The following is a 22,713-nucleotide window of genomic DNA, read 5'->3' as shown; positions in this document are numbered from 1 at the left end:
CTGCGCTATGGATGACAAAACCACTATTGCAGATTCATGGCTCTATTCTTTAAATATTTCACTTGGTACATTAGTGCTAATTTTTTACGCTCGTTAGTTTGTATTATTATTTTATAAGCTAATTTTTCCATCTGTATCGTAATAATTTGTAGCAAATAAAAAACCTCATAGATTTAAGTCTACGAGGTCTTGATATTTGTATAAAGTTAAAATTAGTTAATTCCTTTAAATATTCTGCTCCAGCGAATTTTGCTAAACCAAGATCCATTACTATCAAAGCTCATCCATATAAATAACGCTTTACCCACAATGTGATCTTCTGGTACAAAACCCCAATATCGAGAATCGGCAGATTGATGTCTATTGTCACCCATCATCCAATAATAATTCATTTTAAAAGTATATGAGGTTGCAATTTTATCATTGATATACCAATCGTTACCTTTTTTCTCAACCTTGTTACCCTCGTAAGTTCTAATTGCTCTATAATATAAAGGCATGGTGTTGCTATCAATTTGCACGGTCCATCCCTTAGCTGGCACTTTTATTGGCCCAAAATTATCTTTGTTCCATTTTCTATTTGGATCATGTGGAAATAAACCACCCATTTCTTCCATTTCTGGCGTTGCAGCTAACATTGAAGCAGATTTTACAAATGGTAATTTCTTAAGTTCATCAATCATTTCTGCAGATGCATTAGCTAAATATGTAGTCTCATTTTCTTGCTGCATTTCGCCAGTTACAAAACCTAAATCCTCTAAAGTACTAAACACAATTTCATTACTTGAAAACTGAATTCGGTAAGGCATCATCCCGGTATTTTTTAACGGTTCATTTTTACCGTTAACATTGGCAATACCATTTTTCATACTCACTACATCTCCAGCAATAGCGATACATCTTTTGATATAATTTTCACGTTTATCAACTGGTCTGCTGGTAATTGTATATTCACTATTGGTTTTAGCCCAACCAACAGCCCTCACGTAATCATAATAACTTGGGTTTTGGTTTTCTAACATTACCGTATCACCCTCTGGAAAGTTAAAAACAACTACATCATTACGTTTGATGTCTTGCAAACCAGGTAACCTTCTATATTTCCATTGCACACCATCCCAATAAGCTTTTGTAGTTGCCGTTAATGGCAAAGTATGGTGCGAAAAAGGAAATGCAACTGGTGTCATCGGGATACGAGCACCATAATTAACTTTACTTACAAAAAGAAAATCACCAACCAATAAAGATTTCTCCATTGAACCTGAAGGAATAGTGTAGGCTTCTATAAAAAATACACGAATAATAGTTGCAGCAACCACAGCAAAAATAATGGCATCTGCCCACTCTCTGCTTTTAGTTTTCTTCTTTTTAGGTTCGGCACTTTTATTTTTCTGCCAAAATTTGTAGTTCATATTTTATTCAGTTTAACTGATTATTTTATTTCGCAAATCAATATTAGCGTAATTTATTTAAAATTAAATACATCGGCTATATTGTAAAATCCTTTTCTGTTCTCTAGCCACTCTGCAGCAACTACAGCACCCAAAGCAAAACCTGCTCTACTATGTGCGGTATGTTTAATTTCTATATCATCAACCTCAGAACTGTAAACAACCGTGTGTGTACCAGGTACGTTTTCAATTCTGTGAGATTCTATCAATAGCTGTTCGTTTTTAATCACCTCTGGTATAGGTGTACCAACCACTTCATTTAACCATTCAGCTTTACGATCTATCGCTTCAATAATATCTTCAGCTATGGTCATTGCCGTTCCGCTTGGTGCATCTAATTTTTGGGTGTGATGAATTTCTTCTACCTGAACTTCATAAGCGGGGTAATTATTCATCAGCTTTGCTAAAACCTTATTTAAATGGAAAAATAAATTTACGCCAATACTAAAATTAGAGCCGTAAAGTAAAGTATTGTTACTGCTTAAGCAATCATTTTTAATTTCTTGCAATTTTCCATACCAACCTGTTGTACCTACAACAACAGGTAAATTCGCTTCAAAGCATTTGTATATGTTTGCTGTTGCTGCATCTGGGGCACTAAAATCTATTGCAACATCTGCTTTTTGCAAGTTCTCAATGGTAAAATCTTCTACATTATCAATGCTAATTTTTAAAACGATTTCATGTCCTCGTTCTATTGCAAAACGTTCGATAATCTGACCCATTTTGCCATAACCCAATAGTGCTATTCTCATAGTTTAAGCGTTAATTTTAATGCTGGTGCGGCAGGTGCCGAAAAACCATACATCGTATTGTTATTTATTATTGACGGAGCAATTTTTAACGATAAAGTTTCATCGATATTAAAATATTTTAAACGAGCCGTAACATAGGCGTCTAGTATATTTAAGCCATAAACTGCCCCTAACGAAAGCAAAACAATCTGACTGTTTCTGTTATAAATATTTTTGGCAATAGTAAGTGCAGATGTATTGGTGTATTGAGCTAAATCTCCTTCGGGATTTGGTTGGTCATTATTAACCTGTCTATACTGCAATTCTGCTAGAAATCTTTTGTACTGCTTCCTATTGTCGATATAAGAAAACACCAAAATGGTTCCTCCAACATATATCCCTGCAGTTTTACCAATGATATACAATTTCTGAGCTACTCTTTTACCCTCAACACGGTTATTTTTAACATCATCTACCACTAACCCATAGTTGTAAATTTGCCCTAGACCCGGAAAAATCAATGATTTCATGGCAGCTTTACGTGCCGCAATTTTACCCTCGTTTACGTAGCCTGTAGTATCAACAAAATCCTTAAGCGTGTCTGTCTTCTTTTTAACTGCACGATCTTGCGCTTTAGTCGTAACAAAAGTAAAAAGGATGATCGCTATGATTAAAACAACCCTCATTACCAATCTAAGAGAGCTAAAATTCTATTCAAATCATCATTAGAAACAAACGGAATTTCTATTGCTCCTTTGCCGTTATCGCTTACTTTTAGTTTAACTTTGGTTGCAAATTTAGAGGCCAAATCTTTCTGTAATTTTTGATATTCGAAAGAAACTCCGGCAGGTGCCGATTTAGTTTTTACTTGCACATGGTGGATGCTTCTTACCAACTCTTCAACCTTACGAACAGATAAACCTTTATCTAAAATTTCTTGATGGATAAACAATTGTTTGTCTAGCTCCTCCACGCTAATTAAAGCACGGGCATGTCCCATAGATATTTTACCATCGCGGATGGATGCCTGAATTACTGGTGGCAATTTTAATAAGCGCAGATAATTACTTACCGTTGTACGATTTTTACCAACTCGCTCTCCTAATTGCTCGGGTTTTAGATTACACTCATCAATCATCATCTGAAAACTTAAGGCAACCTCAATTGCATTTAAATTCTCACGCTGAATGTTCTCAATCAATGCCATTTCTAGCATTTGCTGATCATCCGCTGTGCGTACGTAAGCTGGTATTTGTGCTAAACCAGCTAATTTTGAGGCTCTTAACCTTCTTTCACCAGAAATTAATTGATATTTATTACCGTGTTTTCTAACGGTAATTGGCTGTATTAACCCCTGCACTTTTATCGACTCAGAAAGTTCGTTAAGAGCTACTTGATCAAACTCATGACGAGGTTGATAAGGATTTGTTTCTATATCGCTGATATTGATTTCGCTAATACTCCCAATTTGGGCAGTTTGCGCAATGCTATCGGCTGTATTTTTTTGTGGATGAACAGATTCGTTATCGTCTAAAAGCGCACTTAATCCTTTTCCTAAACCTGTTTTTCGCTGAAAAGATGTCATCTAAATAATTTATAGGGTTGCTGTAGTTACATCTTGCTCTTCGGTTACCAAACCGTTTTTGCGAACAATTTCTCTAGCTAAGTTTAAATAATTGATAGCTCCTTTGCAATTTGCATCATGCATAATTACCGATACACCATAACTTGGCGCTTCGCTTAAACGGGTGTTACGCTGTATAATTGTATCAAAAACCAAATCTTGGAAATGTGTTTTAACTTCTTCTACAACTTGGTTTGATAAACGCAACCTCACATCGTACATGGTTAACAAGATGCCTTCAATCTCTAATTCAGGATTTAAACGATTTTGAACAATTTTAATTGTGTTAAGCAACTTGCCCAAACCTTCTAATGCAAAATACTCACATTGAACCGGAATAATTACTGAATCGGCAGCTGTTAAGGAGTTAATTGTAATTAGACCTAAAGATGGAGAACAATCGATAATAATGAAATCATATTGATCTTTCACCTTCTCTAAAACCGCCTTCATTTTATATTCGCGGCTAGTTAAATTGATCATCTCAATTTCTGCACCTACTAAATCAATATGTGCTGGTAATAAATCTAAATTGGGCGTTTCAGTCTTTACAATCGCATCAAGCGGATCAACATCATTAATGATGCATTCGTATATGCTATTTTTAATGTTTCGAGGGTCAAAACCTATACCAGAAGTAGAGTTTGCCTGCGGATCTGCATCAACTAGCAATGTTTTGTATTCTAAAACCGCTAAACTAGCAGCTAAATTTATAGATGATGTTGTTTTACCTACACCGCCTTTTTGGTTTGCTAAAGCAATAATTTTACTCATGTATCTAATTAAAAATCATCTGGGCTATGCCCGACTTTATTTTACATTATTTTGGCAAATAAAATGCTATTTTTGTACAAAACAAGCACTTTTTAACAATTAGCTAAGATACAAACTTAAACCTAATTCTACTAGCAAAGCGCCACGTGTTTTAAACATCTTATCAACATTTTTAAGCATGGTTACCATCATCTCAGGCACCAATAGGTTGCAAAGTAATACGTTAAAAGTTGCAAAATATTATCAGGAAAAACTTAGCGAAAGGGGTTTAGCAAGCCAACTCATCAATTTACAAGATTTGCCAGCAACATTAATTGCCTCAGATTTGTACGGAAAACGCAGTGATGAATTTCAAAAATTTCAGGATATCGTAACCCAAACCACAAAGTTCTTGTTTGTAATACCAGAATACAATGGCAGCTTTCCTGGCGTGTTAAAAACATTTATTGACGCCTGTTCGTTTCCAGAAAGTTTTTATGATAAGAAAGCTTGTTTAGTAGGAATTTCTTCTGGCAAATACGGAAACATTCGTGGTATTGAGCATTTTAACGGCGTTTGTGCTTATTTGCATTTAAATGTTATGCCATTGCGCTTGCACATCTCTAGCATTAAAACAGAGTTAGATGAAAATGACCAGCTAATTAAAGAAGATACTTTGAAATTTGTTAATCAGCAGATAGAGAAGTTTGTGACATATTAGATTTGAGAAGTGAGATGTGAGAAGTGAGATTTGAGAAGTGAGATTTGAGATTTGAGATCCCCTTACGTTTAATAATGAATTTATCTTTTAGATATGCAGGTTGAAATTAATCAGACTACACTAACTTGTAGGGCTAAAATCCTTGAACTTTCCAACTTTCCTATACCCCAAACCTAATCCATTTATCGCCTTCGTAGCCGAAAATAAAATAACCTGGATGCAACATTTCGGCAAAATCTTCTACCATGGAAACCACATTAGAAGCATTTCGCTGCTTTTCGGCATTATCGTTTAATAAAACAATTCTTCCATTTTTTACTGCAGGCCATTCTGCATTAATTAACGAAGGCACTTCACGCATCAAATCGTTTAAAGTTTTTCCTTCTTCATAATAAACAATATATACTGCTCCTAAAATATCTGTAGTTAAAATACCTCCAGCGGCATTAAGCTCTTCTGTTAAAGAGAAATTTTGCAAATTGTTGGTATCCAAACAAGCAACAGGAACTTTATCCATAAATTTAATTTTATGCGAAACAATATCCAATCGCTCTTGCAATTCTTCGCGTAAAAATTCATCATTTTCTGAATTTATCAGCTCATTTAAATCAGACATCCTAATTATTTATTAATTTGTGCAAAAATACTATTCCTAAACTGATGCGTACAATTATAAAAGATATTTTTTGTGTTTTTTGCCTAATCACATTGCTCTCTTGTCAAAAAAAAGACAGTAACGATGGCAAAAAAGTGTTTAACATCAATTTAGACCAAAATGTAACTTCATTAGATCCAGCTTTTGCCAGAAACCAAAATGCGATTTGGATGATTAACCAAATTTTTAATGGATTGGTACAAGTAGACTCAGCTTTAAATACCGTTCCTTGCATTGCAAAAAAATGGTCAATCTCTAGCGATAATTTAACCTATACTTTTAACCTGCGTAACGACGTTTTTTTTCAGGATGATCCTCTTTTTAAAAACGGAAAAGGAAGAAAAGTAATTGCTGATGATTTTGCTTACAGTTTTTTCAGGTTAATTGACCCAAAAGTGGCTTCTTCTGGCGGATGGATTTTTAGTGATAAGGTAAAAGATGCCAGTAGCTTTAAAGCTTTAAACGACACCACCTTTCAAATTACTTTGGTAAAGCCATTTCCAGCCTTTATGCAATTACTTACCGCACAATATTGTTCTGTAGTGCCAAAAGAAGTGGTAGAACATTATGGCAAAGATTTTAGAAATCACCCTGTAGGAACTGGCCCATTTAAATTTAAGTTTTGGAAAGAAGATGAGATTTTAGTTTTGCTTAAAAATGAAAATTATTGGGAGAAAGATGGTAATGTGCGCTTGCCTTATTTAGATGCTGTTAAAGTTACTTTTATTAGCGATAAGCAAAGTGCATTCATGAACTTCATTAAAAAAGAACTCGATTTTTTTAACAGCGTTGATGGTAGTTATCGCGATGACATTTTAACCAAAAGCGGCAAAATGACAAGCAAGTACAAAGGCAAATTTCAATTGCAAAAAGGCCCTTACCTGTGTACAGAATATGTTGGTATTTTGGTCGACACAAGTAAAACCTTAGTAAAAAACTCACCGCTTAGGTTAAAGAAAGTTAGGCAAGCGATTAATTATGCAATTGATCGCCCAAAATTGATTAAATATTTGAGAAATAGCATTGGCACACCTGCAACAAGTGGTTTTATACCCAAAGGGATGCCAGGTTTTGACAGCGCAAGAGTTAAAGGTTATAATTACAATCCAAAGTTATCAGCAAAACTATTAGAAGAAGCTGGTTTTCCGGGAGGCAAAGGCATGCCCGAAGTAACTTTAAGCACAAGCACAACTTACCGTGATTTGATAGAATTTATACAGGGCGAACTGGCAAATATTGGCATTAAAGCCAAAGTAGATGTTAGCCCAAGTGCAAGTTTAAGAGATATGATGTCAAAAAACGAAGTGAACTTTTTTAGAGGCTCATGGATTGCAGATTACCCTGATGGTGAAAACTACCTTTCTGTATTTTATTCTAAAAACCGAGTGCCTTTTGGCCCTAATTACACTGGTTATTTTAACGATAAATTCGACAAACTTTTTGAGCAAAGCTACTATGAAAGTGATGCTAAAAAACGGTACGAATTGTATTACCAAATGGATAACATGGTGATGGAACACTCTTCTGTAGTACCAATTTTGTACGACCAAGCGGTTGTAATGCTGCAGAATAACATTAGTGGTTACATGATGAACCCTTTGAGTTTAATGGTTTTGAAAAGGGCGAAGAAAGAATAAGATTAATTAGATATCTATTGAACTGCCATCGTTTTTTAAGAAAGAGATCGGTATAATAAAATTGCATTACCGAACCCTACCTATAAATGTACCCACAGATAAACCTGCAAAACTTTGTATCGCATTAATATTTGAATTCGCAGAAACACTTACAGCTAATATTCTGCCCAATTGAAAGTTATATTTGGCCTCTAATGGTAAACCAATGGTATTGCGTTGTATTTTTTCGTAAATACTATAACCGCCCCAAATAATACCAGCTCGATCTACTCCTTCGCTGCCCAAGTATTTACCTTGCGAAACTTTTGCCGTGTAAGCTAATCCCACTCCCAATTGAAAATTATGAAACCTGCCCAAATTGTAGTTTTTCCCTAACAATAAAGCATATTCAAATACCCGCGGGTTTGGCTTGTCTGCAAACAACCCTATTTCTCCTACCCGAGAATTTTTGATTTTATAATAGGTACTTTCAACGCTTAAAACCGCGAAAGATTGCGCATAAATACCTGGACCAGAGCCTGCTCCTAATTCAATTCCTAGCGAAAAATAAGGATGTTGTGCATATGCATTTATAAAGCCAACAAAGATCAGCATTGCTATTAAAAATAATTTCATGATTTTAAAAATTGACTTTTAATTTGTTTTGACTGGCATAACCCATTCTATCTGAGTATACCTCTCTAAATCTGTTCTGATCTCCATAAAATCTTCTTCTACTAAACCTCTATAAAATCTTTTGTTGGCAAAAAGTTGGCCTACTAAACTTCCAACACCAACACCAAGAGGCACACCTCCAACAAGATAGCTCAATTGATCTAACGGCAAGTCTGCTTCTGCTGCAAGAATAAAAAATATGCCAGCACCAATAAGCATGAAAGGCAAAATCAGTCCTTTTTTTCTTATGTACAGATCTTTTACATTAGCAAAACTTATTTTAAGCGTGTCGTTTTGCTTTAATAATACAAGCTGATTTGTTGTTATTGCATAAAAAACACCTCTAAACACATGCCTATCTTTACTTACTACTTTAATGTTGTATTTGGGTTTCGATTGTGGAAATGCATTTAACGTAAAGAGTAAAACGATTACAATTGGAATAAGAATTTTCATGATTTAAACGGTTAATTTTTAACTAAATAAGACTTAAAACAAACCCATTGATAAGCCAACGGTGAAGTTGCCATAACTATCAAAAGAGTTTGCATTCGCTCGCCAAGATGCCCCAACCCCAAAACTTCTTTTAAAAACATAGGCATATTTTAACTCTACAGGCAAACCAAGAGTTACTTTCTCTTTAAATCTTTCTAAATAGTAGGGCTGTTTATTTTTGTTAAACTCTACATCTGGAACCGTTTGCGTAATTACAGAAACTCCTGTGCCAAATTGCAATTGATGATGTTTTAGAACCGTGTAAGTTTTGCCGTATATCAAACCCAAATCTGCCAGTCCAGGTGTTTTTACATAACTTTCGTCATCATCTCCTTTTAGCAATCGCTGTTCCTCGCTCCTATTATCGCTGGCGCTACTCATAGAGATTTTAAAATAATCATGATCTAGTTGAAGCCAAACTCCGCCTTGCGCATAATTATCGTAAGTTTTGGATTTCCCTACCTCGAAACCGAAGTAGATATTGTTAACAGCCGATAAGTCTCTTTTTTGAGCGAAAGAGCTATTGCCAAAAAGCAATACTATCAATAACCCGAATATAATTTTAGGTATCTTCATCACATCTAATTTTAATTTGTAATCAAATGTAATAAGCTTAAAAAGAGCAAGTAATCTTTAAAAAAGACTAGCTGCAGCAATTAATCATTCTAAAGATAAATCTCAAAATTAAAGTCGTAATGAATATCTTTAAAAGATAATTATAACTTGTAAAAAATCTTTTATGCGGTTAAATTTTCATAAATTCACTTTATAAAATATTATTAGATGACTAATTTACAAGTAAGCTACTTTGAGCAGGTTAAACTTGCCATACCACAATATCAAAATTTGGCACAAAGTGTTTCTGAGGTTTTATCAATAACGATTAACGAAGCCTACAAAAAGATCCGCGGAAATAGCTTATTAAATATCCAGCAGATCATTAAATTGTCAGATCATTTTGGCGTGCCTTTTATTTATAAGCCAGACCAATTGCCAACTGTTACCTTTGATTACTTAAGTGTAGATCAGGAAATACCCAACATGTTGTTGTATTTAAAAGATTTACATAAAAATTTAAAGCAGATCCAAAAAAGCAGTAAAAAACACATCACCATTACCACAGACGACATTCCATTATTCCACTTTTTCAAGTACCCAGAATTAACATGCTTTAAGTTATTTTTTTGGTCAGATAGCGCAATGAATACCACAACGAAATTTGATCCGAGCTCATTTGACCAAGAAATAATTACCATTTCTAAACAGCTTAATGAGATCTATTTAGAAATACCGTGTACAGAAATTTGGGCCAAAGACACTGTTCACGGCACAATAGAACAGATAAGATACGCTTTTGAGGCAGGCTATATCGACAAAAATTTAGCTTTACTTATTATAGAACAAGTGCGCTATTGTTTAACAGACATGAACATGTATGCTATTAGCAGCAAAAAAACCATAGATCCTGAGCATACTTTTAATTGGTACAATTGCGATGTATTAGGAAGCATTTCTTATTTGGTTGATTACATGGGCAGCATGAATTGCTACAACAGGTTTAACACATTTAATTATCTAAAAACCGAAGACCAAAGTTATTGTGAGCAAACAAAAAATTGGATGCAAAGCTTGATCAAAAAATCGGTTTCGTTTAGTGGTCAAGGCGAAAAACACAGAAATAAATTTATTTATAATGCATTTGCCGAGTGCGATAATTTAGTTAGAGAAATAAATCAATAGCTAAAAACCAAATCGCATAATTAGATGAAAAGCAATTGCAGTTCTACTATCATCGTTAGTCCTGCACTTTGTTACAAGTCCTCTCCGCCTTGGCGGACTCGGAGCTTTTCACTTCGTTCAGGTTTAGTATACGCAGGTTTTTGCTCATAGTTGCGGTTGTTTAGCAAAGGCAGAAGTTAATTAGCCCCGATTGAAGCGAACACGAAGCGTAGCAAGTAAAGCAAAAAGCGGGACAAACATTAAAAGAAGCACCGCCATTGCGCTTCAAAAAAATATATGCTATTTTACATTAGCCTATTTATATTTGTACATGCTAAAAAAAGAACGCTATCAGCATTTTGTAAAACATTTTGCCGCCAAGCAGCCCAATGCAGAAACAGAATTACATTACAATAATCCGTATCAGTTGTTGGTTGCGGTAATCCTATCTGCTCAATGCACCGATAAAAGAATTAACCAAGTAACACCAGCACTTTTTCAGCGTTTTCCTAATGCAAATGCTTTAGCAGAAACCACACCAGATATTGTTTTTGATTACATTAGAAGTGTAAGTTACCCAAATAATAAAGCCAAACATTTAGTTGGGATGGCTAATATGTTGGTAAACGATTTTAACAATGAGGTTCCTTCTGATGTAAACCAATTGCAAAAAATGCCAGGTGTTGGTCGCAAAACCGCAAACGTAATAGCATCTGTGGTTTATGATGCACCAGCAATGGCGGTTGATACACATGTATTTAGGGTTGCCAACAGGTTAGGTTTAACCACAGGGAAAACGCCGCTTGCCGTTGAGAAAGATTTGGTTAAAAATTTACCAGAACATACCATTGCTATGGCGCACCATTGGCTAATTTTACACGGACGTTATGTGTGCGTAGCAAGAAGCCCAAAATGCAGTATTTGTGAGTTAACCAATTTTTGCAAATATTACGAAAGACAGCAGAAAACTAAAAATATTAGTGATGTTGATAATTTTATTAAAATAGTTTAAATATTATTTGCATTAATCAAATTAAAATTAATATGTTTGCTAAAGTTATTAGCATTAAAATTTTTGATTATTAGCCGATACATATATTTATTTACTTAGAGAATTACAAAAATGAACCCAAACGCAGAAAAATTAAAAGCGCTACAATTAACATTAGATAAATTAGAAAAATCATACGGAAAAGGTTCTGTAATGAAGTTAGGCGATGCTCCTGTTGAAGCAATCGACTCGATTTCTACTGGCTCAATTAGCTTAGACATTGCTTTAGGCATTGGCGGCGTACCTAAAGGCCGTGTGATTGAAATATACGGACCAGAATCTTCTGGTAAAACTACTTTAGCAACTCATATAATTGCTGAGGCTCAGAAAAAAGGTGGTATTGCGGCTTTTATTGATGCTGAACACGCTTTTGATAAAGGTTATGCTAAAAAGTTAGGTGTTGATGTTGATAATCTATTAATCTCACAACCTGATAATGGTGAGCAAGCTTTAGAAATTGCTGATAACTTGATCCGCTCTGGTGCGATTGACGTAATTGTGATTGACTCGGTTGCTGCGTTGGTACCAAAAGCAGAGATTGAAGGTGAAATGGGCGATAGCAGAATGGGTTTACAAGCTCGTTTGATGAGCCAGGCCTTACGTAAATTAACAGGTACAATTGCTAAAACCGGATGTTGCTGTATTTTCATTAACCAATTACGTGAAAAAATTGGAGTAATGTTTGGTAACCCTGAAACTACAACTGGTGGTAATGCATTAAAGTTTTATGCTTCAGTACGTTTAGATATCCGTAGAACTTCTCAAATTAAAGATTCTGATGAGGTTTCGGGTAACAGGGTTAAGGTGAAAATTGTTAAGAATAAAGTTGCACCACCTTTCAGAATTGCAGAATTCGATATTATGTTTGGTGAAGGCATTTCTAAAACTGGAGAAATTATCGATTTAGGTGTTGATTTTAACATCATCAAAAAAGCAGGTTCTTGGTTTTCTTATGGAGAAACTAAATTAGGCCAAGGTAGAGATGCAGTTAAAAATTTATTGTTAGACAACCCAGAATTATCTGAAGAAATTGAAGCTAAAATTAGAGCCGAAGTAACTGGTGATAAATTGGAAGAGAAAGCATAAATACTTGAGAACGATACAACAAAAAATCCCGCTTTGATGCGGGATTTTTTGTTTACTAGAATCTTCAGTTTGGGTGTTTGCCACCCGTAACTGGTTTGCCGAACACTTTTATATATTTATTTTAAACTAATACTACACAACTGGCAATAAAGTAAAACTTATTTAAAGCTCGATGACTTTGGCGCAGCTTGCATACCAGCATTTGCTTTTTGCATAAACTTTTTATCAAGCGTGATAATGGTATAAGTTGCAATTACAATTCCTACAACCAAAAGCACCAAGCCAAGGTAATTTTTCTTTTTGTCTTGTTTAATCATCCAAATTAAAAAGGCAATTAGCGGAATTAATAATAAACCGAAAAAAATAAAACTATTCGCACCCATATTATTTATTTTAAAAATTCATTCTCGCCAAGGGCGATATTTCTTGTGTAACAAACTCACCCGCCAAATATTTATGATAACCTGCAATGGCAATCATCCCAGCATTGTCGGTGCAATACTGAAAAGCAGGAATGTAAACATTCCATCCTAAAGTATGTTGTGTTTCTAGCAGGGCATTTCTTAATCCAGAATTTGCAGAAACTCCACCAGCTATAGCTATTTCTTTAATATTATATTGTTTAGCTGCCTTCTTTAATTTGTTCAATAAAATATTAACAATGCTATACTGAACAGATGCACAAATATCAGCTAAATTTTCTTCAACAAACTGAGGATTTTTAATTTTATTGTCTCTTATAAAGTACAAAATTGCAGTTTTAAATCCACTAAAACTATAATTTAGTTGTTGGATTTGTGGCTCTGGAAATTTATATGCTAATGGATTACCCTCTTTTGCATATTTATCAATTAACGGCCCACCTGGATAAGGTAAATTTAAGATCTTTGCTGTTTTATCGAAGGCTTCACCTGCCGCATCATCTAGAGTTTCACCTACAATCTCCATATCAAAGTAATCTTTAACCAAAACTATTTGTGTATGACCACCAGACACTGTTAAACATAAAAATGGAAATTTAGGCATCGGATCATCAATAAAATGAGCCAAAATATGCGCTTGCATATGGTTAACTGCAATTAGAGGTAAATCTAAAGCTAGAGCAAAAGATTTTGCAAATGATACACCTACCAATAAAGCGCCCAATAAGCCTGGTCCGCGAGTAAAAGCCACAGCATTTAACTCATTTTTGTTAACTTTAGCAATTGCCAAAGCTTGCTGAACAGCGGGTACTATGTTTTGTTGATGAACTCTTGATGCTAATTCTGGAATTACACCTCCATAATTTTCATGTATTGTTTGGTTTGCAATAACATTGGCAGTAATTTTGCCGTTGTTACAAATAGCAACCGAAGTTTCATCACAAGAAGATTCTATAGCAAGTATTATCGGCACGTTTATAATTATTAAGATACAAAACTATTAAAAAACTATTAAAAATACTGCTTTGGGTTGTTGCATCAATTTTATTATTGGTGGCTGCACTGCTATTTTCGCTTCAGTTCAAGCCTGTACAAACATTTGCAGCAAAAAAAGCAGCTGCATATTTATCAAAAGAATTAAATACAACAATTAAAATTGATGGTTTATATGTTAAGCCGTTTAAATCTGTTGTTTTAGAAGGTTTATTGGTGCTTGATTTACAAAAAGACACTTTAGCGCATTTCCCGAAATTTCTAGTCGATTTAAACAAACTTTCTTTAAAAGAAAGAATATTGGATGTTAACACCGTTCAGGTTAATAATGGCTCGTTCTTTTTAAAAGACAATCAGGACGGATCATCTAACCTTGATTTTATTATCGATTATTTCGATAGTCCAGCTCCAGTTAAAAAGAAGAAAAAGAAAAAATTTCAGTTTCTATTTGATAGGATTATACTGAACAATGTAAACTTCAAATACAAAAACCTAAAAGTAGACACCACTATACAGGGAGTTAATTTTGATGATATTGATGTAACTAAATTAAACGGAATATTTGAAAAGTTAAATACTAAGGATCATGTTCTGCAATCAAACATCAAAAATCTTACATTAAGAGAAAAAAGTGGTTTTTACCTTAAAAATCTATCTGCACTTACTACTATTGATACTAACGCAATTGAGTTGAAAAATTTGATGTTGGTAACCAATAAAACACGTTTATCAGATTATTTTCAGATGAAGTTTAGCAAAATGAAAGACTTCAATGATTTTGTAAACAAGGTAAGAATGAATGCTTACTTTAAAAACAGCCATATTTCATCGAGCGATATTGCCTACTTTACTCCTGCTCTTAAAAAAATGAAGCTGGAAATTGATGTTGATGGCAAAATCACTGGACTAGTAAATAATTTAAAAGCTAGAAATTTATCTTTAAAAACCGGAAAAGCCACCTACATAAAAGGAGATTTTAGTTTAAAAGGCCTGCCAAATTGGGAAGAAACCTTTATGGACATGAAAATTGAATTGGCAGGAACTAATAAAAAAGATTTAGATGAAATTTTAACAGATATTACTGGTAAAAAAGTAAAATCTATCCCGGCAATTGTAAATAAGTTTGGCAACGTAAACTTCAATGGCTCATTTACTGGTTTTCAAAACGATTTTATCGCCTATGGCGAGTTTAAAACAAAGTTAGGTCGACTTAAATCTGATGTTAACATGAAGATTGATGGCAAAGGAAATCCATCTTACAGCGGAAATGTGAAAACCTACGATTTTAATTTAGGAGAGCTTTTAGATGAGAAAAGTTTAGGACGCATTACTTCTGCACTATACGTTAAAGGAAAAGGAATTGAAGTAAAAGATTTATCAGAACAGCTAAAAGGAGATATTACTTATATTGACTTTAATGGTTATCGCTATAGAAATGTAACTGTTAATGGCACTTTTAATAAAAAATATTTTGATGGCAATCTAAAAATAAACGACAAGAATGTGCAATTGGTGTTTGATGGAGGGGTTAACCTAAATCCGACATTACCTGTATTTAACTTTAAAGCTACTATTGCAAAAGCACGTTTAAGAGCGCTAAAACTTTTTAAAGATTCATTGCAGGTTGATGCTATATTTAGCACTAATTTTTCTGGCAATAACTTAGATAATATCCAAGGTAATTTATCTATCCAAAAGATAAGGTTAAATAATGTAAAAGGCATTTACAACATTGATTCAGTACAACTCACCGCACAAGGCATCGGGATTGATAGAAGTTTAACAATTAAATCTGACATTTTAGACGCAAGTATTAAAGGTCAATACGATTTAAATTCAATTGTTTCGTATTACAAAGCTATTGCAAAAACTTATGTACCATCTCTAAAAACAGAAATCATCAGTTATAAGCCTCAAATTTTTGATTTTGATTTAAGAATTAAAAGATTTGAGCCTATAGCAGAGTTGGTAATACCCGGATTAGAAATAGAAGATGAGGCGATTTTAATTGGCTCATTTGACTCAAGAAACTACACTGCGAGTTTAAATGGTAGCATAAAAAAGCTAACTTATAAGGGGATTATCGCCAATAACATTATCATTGATGAAAGTACAACTGAAAGACAGTTAACAGCCATCATTACATCTGATAGAGTTGATTTGAATGATAGTTTATTCATCAAGAATGTGAATATTTCGAATGTTTTGAGAAACGATAGTCTTTCGCTAAACGTTAAACTTTCTAACGCTGATGACGCCAACCAATTAGACTTAAACGGCCTAGTTGAATTTGCTGGCGAACAAACTGCCAAAATCAGCATCTTACCCTCTAACTTAAAAATTAACAGTGAGGATTGGAATATTCAGGATAAAGTGAGAATTAGTTTCGATAACGGAAAAACAGAAATTGACGATTTCTCTCTATCTAATGGTAAGCAAGTTTTAAAAATAGATGGAATAATTTCTGACAATCCCAATGATTTGCTGGCAGTAGGTTTCGAAAACTTTAGTCTTAAAACAATTAATCCCTTTATAAAAACGTTTGGTGTAAAACTTGCAGGAACCGTCAATGGCCGTACCAATTTATACAATATTATCAAATCGCCTAGGATAAATGATAGCTTAAAAATTGATTCGCTAACTTTTAACGACACCTATATTGGCAGCTTAACAGATACTTCGTCTTACAATAAAAGTGAAAACTTAGCCAAAATATACACTCAAATATTGGCAGACGATAGAGAAACGCTTAAAATGACAGGTAATTTAGACCTCAAAGAAAAGCTAATTGATATTGATGTAAAGCTAGATGAAACCAAGTTGACCATTTTAGAACCATTTGTAAAGCAACTGGTATCAAACTTAAAAGGAAATATTTCTGCAGATATTGGCGTTAAGGGTAATTTCGAAAAGCCCGAAATAAATGGAAATGTTAGCTTTAACCAAGGAGAATTGACAGTAAATTACCTTAAAACTGCCTATACACTAAATGACAGAGTTGAAGTTAATAATAGCGTTATTTTGATTGACAATTTAAACTTAAAAGATGCTGATGGCAATACTGCCACTGCAAATGGAACTGTAGATTTAAATAACTTAAATACGCCAACAATAGAAGTAAATTTAGTAGCCAACAATTTTATGGCTTTAAATACAACAGCTAAAGATAATGCGGTTTATTACGGCAAAGCTTATGCCAGTGGCGACTTTTCTTTTAGTGGCCCAACAGACAATATGGTAATCAATATTGATGCTAAAGCAGAAAAAGGAACCGTATTTAATTTACCGCTAAATAGTTCAGAAACTGTTTCTGACAAAGATTTTATCACATTTGTAAGTAGAGACACCACACAAATTGTAGAAAGAAAAACGAGCTTCAACGGGTTAAAAATGAACTTTAAGCTCCGTGTTGATCCTAATACTACGGCAAACATTTACACAGTTTTAGGTAAATTAAGCGGTAAAGGTAATGCAGAATTAGAACTAAACATCAATAGTGTTGGTGATTTTGAAATGAAAGGCGATTACATTATTGAAACTGGTGTTTTTGATTTTACAGCACAAGAAGTAATTAATAAACGATTTGATATTAGGCAAGGTGGTACCATTAGGTGGACCGGAAACCCTACCACTGCACAAATCAACCTAAAAGCAATTTACGCCTTACGTGCTAGTACTGCAGATTTGTATGTTGCAGCTAACCGCGATCAAAGTAATAATAACAATGAAAGGATACAAACTGAGGTAGAAATGGGTCTTTCTGGTTTGCTTTTACAACCAGATATTAAATTAGATATTTTCTTCCCAGCGAACCCTGCAAAAAAGGAAGAATTTCAATCTTATTTTAACGATGGAAACAACCTAAATACACAAGCCTTAAGCTTGATTATACAACGAAGATTTGCTCCAGGAACAGGACAAGCAAACTTGGCTGAACAGTTAGGTTCTGTTGGTACCAGTACTGCTACCGAGTTAATCTTTAATCAATTAAATAACGTGTTATCATCACTAAACTTGAACTTTGTTGATATCAACATTAGAAACTTTAACGATGCAAGTGCGTCTGTTAAGTTATTTAACGATAGGGTTATTGTAAACGCCGGTATTGTAGATAATTCTGCTGGAAATAATTTGTCGTTTAATGGTTTTAGAGGCAATGTTGGTAGAGAAGTTGAAGTATTAGGCTTAATTAAAAAAGATGGAACTTTGGTAGGTAAGTTGGCCAACAAACCGCCAACATTGCAAAGTATTTTTGCAAACCCAGGTGTAGATCAAAACAGAAACGTAAACTCGTTAGGTTTAATTTACAATCAGCAGTTTGATACTTTTAACGAATTTCTACAAAAAATAACAGGCAAATACCGCAGAGAACAACAGCGAAAAGCCGAAGAAAAAGAAAAGGCTCGACTTGCAAAAGAAGCAATACAAAACGAACAAAAGAAAACCACTACACCTAAAAAATAAAAGCAGGATTTACTGGATTTAAGGATGATCAGGATCAGAGTTTTTAACGACATTGAAGTTGAAAAATGTGATTAAGAATAACAAAAAAAAGATGATCATCCGCTTTTAAACTTCCAATCATCCTTTGATATTAAGATTAACTTAAATCTTATTTCATAATTTGGTGACCCATTTTATCTCTTTTAGTTTTCAAGTAATACTCGTTATGTTGGTTACTTTCAATTTCAATTGCAATATTTTCTACAATCTCTAAACCATACCCAATTAAACCAGCACGCTTTGTTGGGTTATTAGACATTAGCCTCATTTGAGTTACGCCTTGTGCTCTTAAAATTTGAGCACCAACACCGTAATCACGTTCATCGCCTCTAAAACCTAATTCAATATTTGCTTCAACAGTATCAAAACCGGCATCTTGCAAATTATACGATCGTAGTTTATTGATTAAACCAATACCTCTACCCTCTTGGTTCATGTAAACAATTACACCTTTCCCTTCAGCTTCAATCATCTGAAAAGCCTTGTGTAACTGTGGCCCGCAATCACATCGACAAGATCCAAAAATATCGCCGGTAACGCAAGAGCTGTGTATCCTAGTTAAAATAGGTTCACCTTCTTTCCATTCGCCTTTGCTAATGGCCAAATGTGTAGCACCGTTGCTTAGCTGGGTGTAGGCTGTCATTTTAAAATCGCCCCACTGTGTTGGCAAATTAACCGAAACCTCTTCTCTAATTAAACTCTCTGCGGCTAGGCGATAAGAAATTAGGTCTTTTATAGATATTATTTTAAGCTGATGCTGTTCTGCAATTACCATCAACTCTGGCAAACGAGCCATAGTGCCATCGTCATTCATAATTTCTACCAATACACCAGCAGGCTCAAAACCAGCTAAGCGGGCAATATCAATAGTTGCTTCTGTATGTCCAGTTCTTCTTAAAACGCCTTCTCTTCTAGCTTTTAATGGGAATATATGTCCTGGTCTGCCTAAATCTTCAGGCTTGGTATCAGGATTAATTAGTGCCTGTATTGTTTTCGCTCTATCATGAGTAGATATACCAGTAGTACAACCTTGGCCAATTAAATCTACAGAAACTGTAAATGGAGTTTGGTGTAAAACAGTGTTGTTCTGCACCATTAAATCAAGTTTTAAATCGTTGCACAAATCTTCAATTAAAGGTGCGCATATTAGACCCCTACCGTATTTAGACATGAAATTGATTACCTCTGGCGTAACATTTCTGGCTGCCGTAATAAAATCGCCCTCATTTTCGCGATCTTCATCATCAACAACAATAATTATTTTTCCAGCTTTGATATCCTCAATAGCCTCTTCTATGGTGTTCAATTTAATTTCCATTTATATCTTGTTTAAAACACAGCTCTTTTTGCCGCATTTTATGGCTACAAAGTTACAACCTTTACCAACAATAATTAGCTAAAAAATATCATCAATAAGTAAAGGATTTGAAAAGCAAATTTGCTGCTAAAAACCATGTTCTGTCTGGCTATCCGTTACAAATCCTCTCCCGATAAAAATCGGGATGCGGGTTTTCCACTACTATCCAGTTTAAAATGCAATAACACTGCTACTAGGTAAAAACTAAGTGCTTTAAAACTTTGCAGGAGCAAATTTGCCTAAGCACCACAAGCTTTGTAAATTAAACACGACAGCAGTGAAAATACTTTTTTGTGGCTCCTAGCGCAGCTAGAGCATACACAAAAAAGATTGAAACTGATGGCGGGACTAAAATTGCCAAATGTAGCTTGCTTTGTTTTTCTATTTATCTTTTTTCTTTTTAAACAAACCAACAATAAGCTGCTTGTAATAATCTATATCAAACAACGCGGAATCTACGGTTGCTTTGTAAGTAAGAAATACACCCAAAGGTGCTAGAACGATTATAGCTGTCCACATCCCAAAAATTGGATCTAATGAACCTTCTTTAGCAGACTTTTCGGCCACGGTAGAAACGATGTGGTAAATTAAAAAGAAAACAATTGCGATTACTACGGGCAGGCCCAAACCGCCTTTTCTAATAATTGCACCCAATGGAGCACCAATAAAAAACAAAAGTAAACAAGAAACCGCCAAAGTATATTTTCGCTGATATTCTATAGTGGCTCTAATAATTTCTTTTTGATGCAAATCATGCTCTATAATTCTACCATTTATAACTTGTTTTATGGTTTCTGCCTGATCATATGCATTTTGCACCACAGTTGCTCGGTCTTTATAAGGAATACTATCTAAAAGCGAACCTGTTAAAACTTTTGCTGACACTTTAACTTTAGTGTAGCCTGCTAAATAATTATTTTGTTTGAAATAGGCGCTGGCATTTACTTTTGTGGCTCTGTCTATACTATCTAAGTTTTTGGTCAACGAATCTCTTCTAATTACCAATTCACCTCGATTAAGCATTTGAGCATTATTTTTAAAATTTTGTTCTTCGGTACGGTTTAAGCCTTTAAAACTCGAGAAATCAAACTTTTGTTCTGTTTCTTTAAATCGCATGCGGGTAAATGTTTGTCGAGGATTAAATGAGCTACTACCGCCATTTGCCTCTTCGTACCTCACACCATTAATTAATTTGAGCACTAAATACTGGCCATCGTCAGTTTTGGCCATTTTACCTTTTTCGGCTTTAATAATTTTAGAGATACCATTGTTGCCAGTATGATCATAAATTGTAATACCATATAAAGAGTCTAAACCTTCTTCTCCCTTACGCTCTACCAATAATGCGTAACCAGGTATACTGTTGTTAAACACACCTGGTTTTATTAAAAATGCGAGTTTTTTATTTCTGATGTCCCATAGTAGCGATCCATATTTAAGGTTTGCTTTAGGCAGCATGTAATCTGAAAAGAAAAATGAAGCAATAGAAAGCATTACAATAAACACAAAAAGTGGCTGCATAGCTTTTTGCAAGGAAACTCCTGCAGATTTTATGGCTACCAACTCGTAGTTTTCGCCAAGGCTGCCAAAAGTCATGATAGAAGAGAGCAACACCGCCAATGGCAAAGCCATAGCAACGTTAGATGCAGATGCGTAAACCATAACCTCGGCAATGGTGTACCATTCGAAACCTTTTCCTATTAAATCATCTATGTATTTAAACAAGAAAAACATCAATAGAATAAACATCACAATAAAAAATGTGACGATAAATGGTCTAATGAATGCTTTGATCAGCAGTAGGTGTATCTTTTTCAATATACAAAGATAGGCAATGCTGATGAAAATTTAAGCGCCAATTACGCTCAAGAGATAGGTAATTTGATTATCCCAAATTTTGGTTTTTTCGTTTAATGTTTCATCGGTTGCAAAATCTGTAATGGCTAAAGCAACGTCATTTGTTAATTCATCTTGCACAATTTCCATTTCGAAATAGCAGTGTGGCTCATCATCTAACCACTTGAACTTCACTAATTTGTTTTCTTTTATGCTCAACAATTTTGCTTTTTGCACTTCATCATCCCAAGTAAATGTATAAACTTGATCTCTGAAAATCACATCGTCTGCAAACCACTGCGACAATCCGTTTGGTTCGCTTATGAAACTGAATAATATACGCGGAGAAGATCTCAACTCATATTCTAATGTAAATTTTTTCTTTTCTGACATGGTTAAATACTTCGTATTTTAAAAATAGTAGACATTTTTTTTACTATTTGTTTCTAAAGAAAAGTAATTTATTCTATATTTGCAACTCTTTAGAAAAATGTAATAATTATCGTAATATATAATATTTATTGCAAAGTATAATAATAAAGAATGGCGAGGTAGCTCAGTTGGTTAGAGCGCAGGATTCATATCCGCCGCGGCGGACAGAGTTCAAAAGAACAAAAGACGGGATTGTCTTTTTAAAATATTAATGGCGGGGTAGCTCAGATGGTTAGAGCGCAGGATTCATAACCCTGAGGTCGGCAGTTCGATTCTGCTCCCCGCTACTAAAGCTCAACGAAAGTTGGGCTTTTTTTATAGCTATGATTTTTACTGTTTATGTACTCTATTCAATCAAATTCGATAAAATTTATATCGGATATACTTCTGATTTGGATCAAAGATTATTATCTCACAACCTGTTCGCTACCAAAGGATATACAATTAAATACAGACCATGGGAGATACTATTTACTGAACAGTTTGAAAGCAAAACCGAAGCAACAAAGAGAGAAAAACAGCTTAAATCTGGAACAGGAAGAGAAATGATCTGGAATTTGATTAGAAGAAATGAGCGCTGATACATATCC

The 22,713-nt window shown here is 34.4% G+C and carries 21 protein-coding genes and 1 tRNA gene; 8 read left to right on the top strand and 14 right to left on the bottom strand.

Features of this window, described 5'->3' with window-relative positions:
* Positions 1-212: 212 nt before the first annotated feature.
* Genes lepB through AC07XU_RS16920 form a run of 5 tightly spaced genes read right to left on the bottom strand, consistent with a single transcriptional unit; the run spans position 213 to position 4,583 of the window.
* Positions 213-1,412: a signal peptidase I gene (gene lepB / locus AC07XU_RS16940; protein WP_494944817.1), complete on the bottom strand. Its 1,200-nt coding sequence runs from the start codon at positions 1,410-1,412 to the stop codon at positions 213-215.
* Between the two features lie 53 nt (positions 1,413-1,465).
* Entirely contained in the window at positions 1,466-2,206 is a 741-nt protein-coding gene (gene dapB, locus AC07XU_RS16935) for a 4-hydroxy-tetrahydrodipicolinate reductase (RefSeq protein WP_494944816.1), read from the bottom strand.
* A complete protein-coding gene (locus AC07XU_RS16930; RefSeq protein WP_494944815.1) occupies positions 2,203-2,871 on the bottom strand; it encodes a DUF5683 domain-containing protein in 669 nt (222 codons plus the stop codon). Before AC07XU_RS16930 ends, dapB begins: the two co-directional genes overlap by 4 nt.
* Positions 2,871-3,770 (bottom strand): ParB/RepB/Spo0J family partition protein, encoded by a 900-nt coding sequence (locus AC07XU_RS16925; RefSeq protein ID WP_494944814.1) that lies wholly within the window; start codon positions 3,768-3,770, stop codon positions 2,871-2,873. The genes AC07XU_RS16930 and AC07XU_RS16925 overlap by 1 nt, the downstream gene beginning before the upstream one ends.
* A gap of 9 nt (positions 3,771-3,779) precedes the next feature.
* Entirely contained in the window at positions 3,780-4,583 is an 804-nt protein-coding gene (locus tag AC07XU_RS16920; protein WP_136878252.1) for a ParA family protein, read from the bottom strand.
* Between the two features lie 178 nt (positions 4,584-4,761).
* On the opposite strand from AC07XU_RS16920, the gene AC07XU_RS16915 reads away from it, so the two are divergent.
* The gene (locus AC07XU_RS16915) at positions 4,762-5,283 is read left to right on the top strand and encodes an NADPH-dependent FMN reductase (RefSeq protein ID WP_494944813.1); all 522 of its coding nucleotides are present in this window, start codon (positions 4,762-4,764) and stop codon (positions 5,281-5,283) included.
* A 160-nt stretch (positions 5,284-5,443) separates the two neighbouring features.
* Here AC07XU_RS16915 and AC07XU_RS16910 read toward each other — a convergent pair whose 3' ends face one another.
* Positions 5,444-5,899, bottom strand: coding sequence for a hypothetical protein (locus tag AC07XU_RS16910; RefSeq protein WP_494944812.1), 456 nt, complete (start codon positions 5,897-5,899; stop codon positions 5,444-5,446).
* 44 nt (positions 5,900-5,943) lie between these two features.
* Between AC07XU_RS16910 and AC07XU_RS16905 the strand changes: the two genes are divergently transcribed.
* Positions 5,944-7,575 carry an ABC transporter substrate-binding protein gene (locus AC07XU_RS16905; RefSeq protein WP_494944811.1) on the top strand — a complete coding sequence of 544 codons (1,632 nt, stop codon included), beginning with the start codon at positions 5,944-5,946 and terminating at the stop codon, positions 7,573-7,575.
* Positions 7,576-7,641: 66 nt separating this feature from the next.
* On the opposite strand, the gene AC07XU_RS16900 is transcribed toward AC07XU_RS16905, so the two are convergent.
* The 3 genes from AC07XU_RS16900 to AC07XU_RS16890 are packed head-to-tail and all read right to left on the bottom strand — an operon-like array spanning position 7,642 to position 9,300.
* On the bottom strand, positions 7,642-8,190 hold the full coding sequence (locus tag AC07XU_RS16900) for a hypothetical protein (protein ID WP_494944810.1): 549 nt from the start codon (positions 8,188-8,190) through the stop codon (positions 7,642-7,644).
* Between the two features lie 18 nt (positions 8,191-8,208).
* Entirely contained in the window at positions 8,209-8,685 is a 477-nt protein-coding gene (locus AC07XU_RS16895; RefSeq protein ID WP_494944809.1) for a hypothetical protein, read from the bottom strand.
* Positions 8,686-8,718: 33 nt separating this feature from the next.
* Entirely contained in the window at positions 8,719-9,300 is a 582-nt protein-coding gene (locus tag AC07XU_RS16890; protein WP_494944808.1) for a hypothetical protein, read from the bottom strand.
* 207 nt (positions 9,301-9,507) lie between these two features.
* Here AC07XU_RS16890 and AC07XU_RS16885 point away from each other — a divergent pair, with 207 nt between their 5' ends.
* From AC07XU_RS16885 to recA, 3 genes are all read left to right on the top strand, one after another.
* Positions 9,508-10,464 (top strand): hypothetical protein, encoded by a 957-nt coding sequence (locus AC07XU_RS16885; RefSeq protein ID WP_494944807.1) that lies wholly within the window; start codon positions 9,508-9,510, stop codon positions 10,462-10,464.
* A gap of 310 nt (positions 10,465-10,774) precedes the next feature.
* Positions 10,775-11,455, top strand: coding sequence for an endonuclease III (gene nth, locus AC07XU_RS16880; protein WP_494944806.1), 681 nt, complete (start codon positions 10,775-10,777; stop codon positions 11,453-11,455).
* A gap of 111 nt (positions 11,456-11,566) precedes the next feature.
* Positions 11,567-12,580, top strand: a complete 1,014-nt coding sequence (gene recA, locus AC07XU_RS16875) for a recombinase RecA (protein ID WP_494944805.1) — start codon at positions 11,567-11,569, stop codon at positions 12,578-12,580.
* A gap of 158 nt (positions 12,581-12,738) precedes the next feature.
* Here the strand turns inward: recA and AC07XU_RS16870 are convergent, their stop codons facing one another.
* A complete protein-coding gene (locus tag AC07XU_RS16870) occupies positions 12,739-12,963 on the bottom strand; it encodes a hypothetical protein (protein ID WP_494944804.1) in 225 nt (74 codons plus the stop codon).
* Between the two features lie 10 nt (positions 12,964-12,973).
* On the bottom strand, positions 12,974-13,975 hold the full coding sequence (tsaD, locus tag AC07XU_RS16865) for a tRNA (adenosine(37)-N6)-threonylcarbamoyltransferase complex transferase subunit TsaD (protein WP_494944803.1): 1,002 nt from the start codon (positions 13,973-13,975) through the stop codon (positions 12,974-12,976).
* 80 nt (positions 13,976-14,055) lie between these two features.
* Here tsaD and AC07XU_RS16860 point away from each other — a divergent pair, with 80 nt between their 5' ends.
* Complete coding sequence (locus AC07XU_RS16860; RefSeq protein ID WP_494944802.1) at positions 14,056-18,459, top strand: translocation/assembly module TamB domain-containing protein; 4,404 nt, start codon at positions 14,056-14,058, stop codon at positions 18,457-18,459.
* Between the two features lie 148 nt (positions 18,460-18,607).
* Here AC07XU_RS16860 and AC07XU_RS16855 read toward each other — a convergent pair whose 3' ends face one another.
* From AC07XU_RS16855 to AC07XU_RS16845, 3 genes are all read right to left on the bottom strand, one after another.
* A complete protein-coding gene (locus AC07XU_RS16855) occupies positions 18,608-19,816 on the bottom strand; it encodes a bifunctional 3,4-dihydroxy-2-butanone-4-phosphate synthase/GTP cyclohydrolase II (protein WP_494944801.1) in 1,209 nt (402 codons plus the stop codon).
* A gap of 420 nt (positions 19,817-20,236) precedes the next feature.
* Positions 20,237-21,673: an LptF/LptG family permease gene (locus AC07XU_RS16850; RefSeq protein ID WP_494944800.1), complete on the bottom strand. Its 1,437-nt coding sequence runs from the start codon at positions 21,671-21,673 to the stop codon at positions 20,237-20,239.
* 30 nt (positions 21,674-21,703) lie between these two features.
* Positions 21,704-22,084: an START-like domain-containing protein gene (locus AC07XU_RS16845; protein ID WP_136841354.1), complete on the bottom strand. Its 381-nt coding sequence runs from the start codon at positions 22,082-22,084 to the stop codon at positions 21,704-21,706.
* A gap of 252 nt (positions 22,085-22,336) precedes the next feature.
* On the opposite strand from AC07XU_RS16845, the gene AC07XU_RS16840 reads away from it, so the two are divergent.
* Positions 22,337-22,410 (top strand) — tRNA-Met (locus AC07XU_RS16840).
* A gap of 36 nt (positions 22,411-22,446) precedes the next feature.
* A complete protein-coding gene (locus AC07XU_RS16835) occupies positions 22,447-22,704 on the top strand; it encodes a GIY-YIG nuclease family protein (RefSeq protein WP_494944799.1) in 258 nt (85 codons plus the stop codon).
* The last annotated feature ends 9 nt before the right edge of the window (positions 22,705-22,713 follow it).

Source organism: Pedobacter sp. GW456-11-11-14-TSB4 (genome assembly GCF_059424425.1).
The sequence above is the reverse complement of the archived record's forward strand: the minus strand, read 5'-3'. Positions and strand labels throughout refer to the sequence as shown.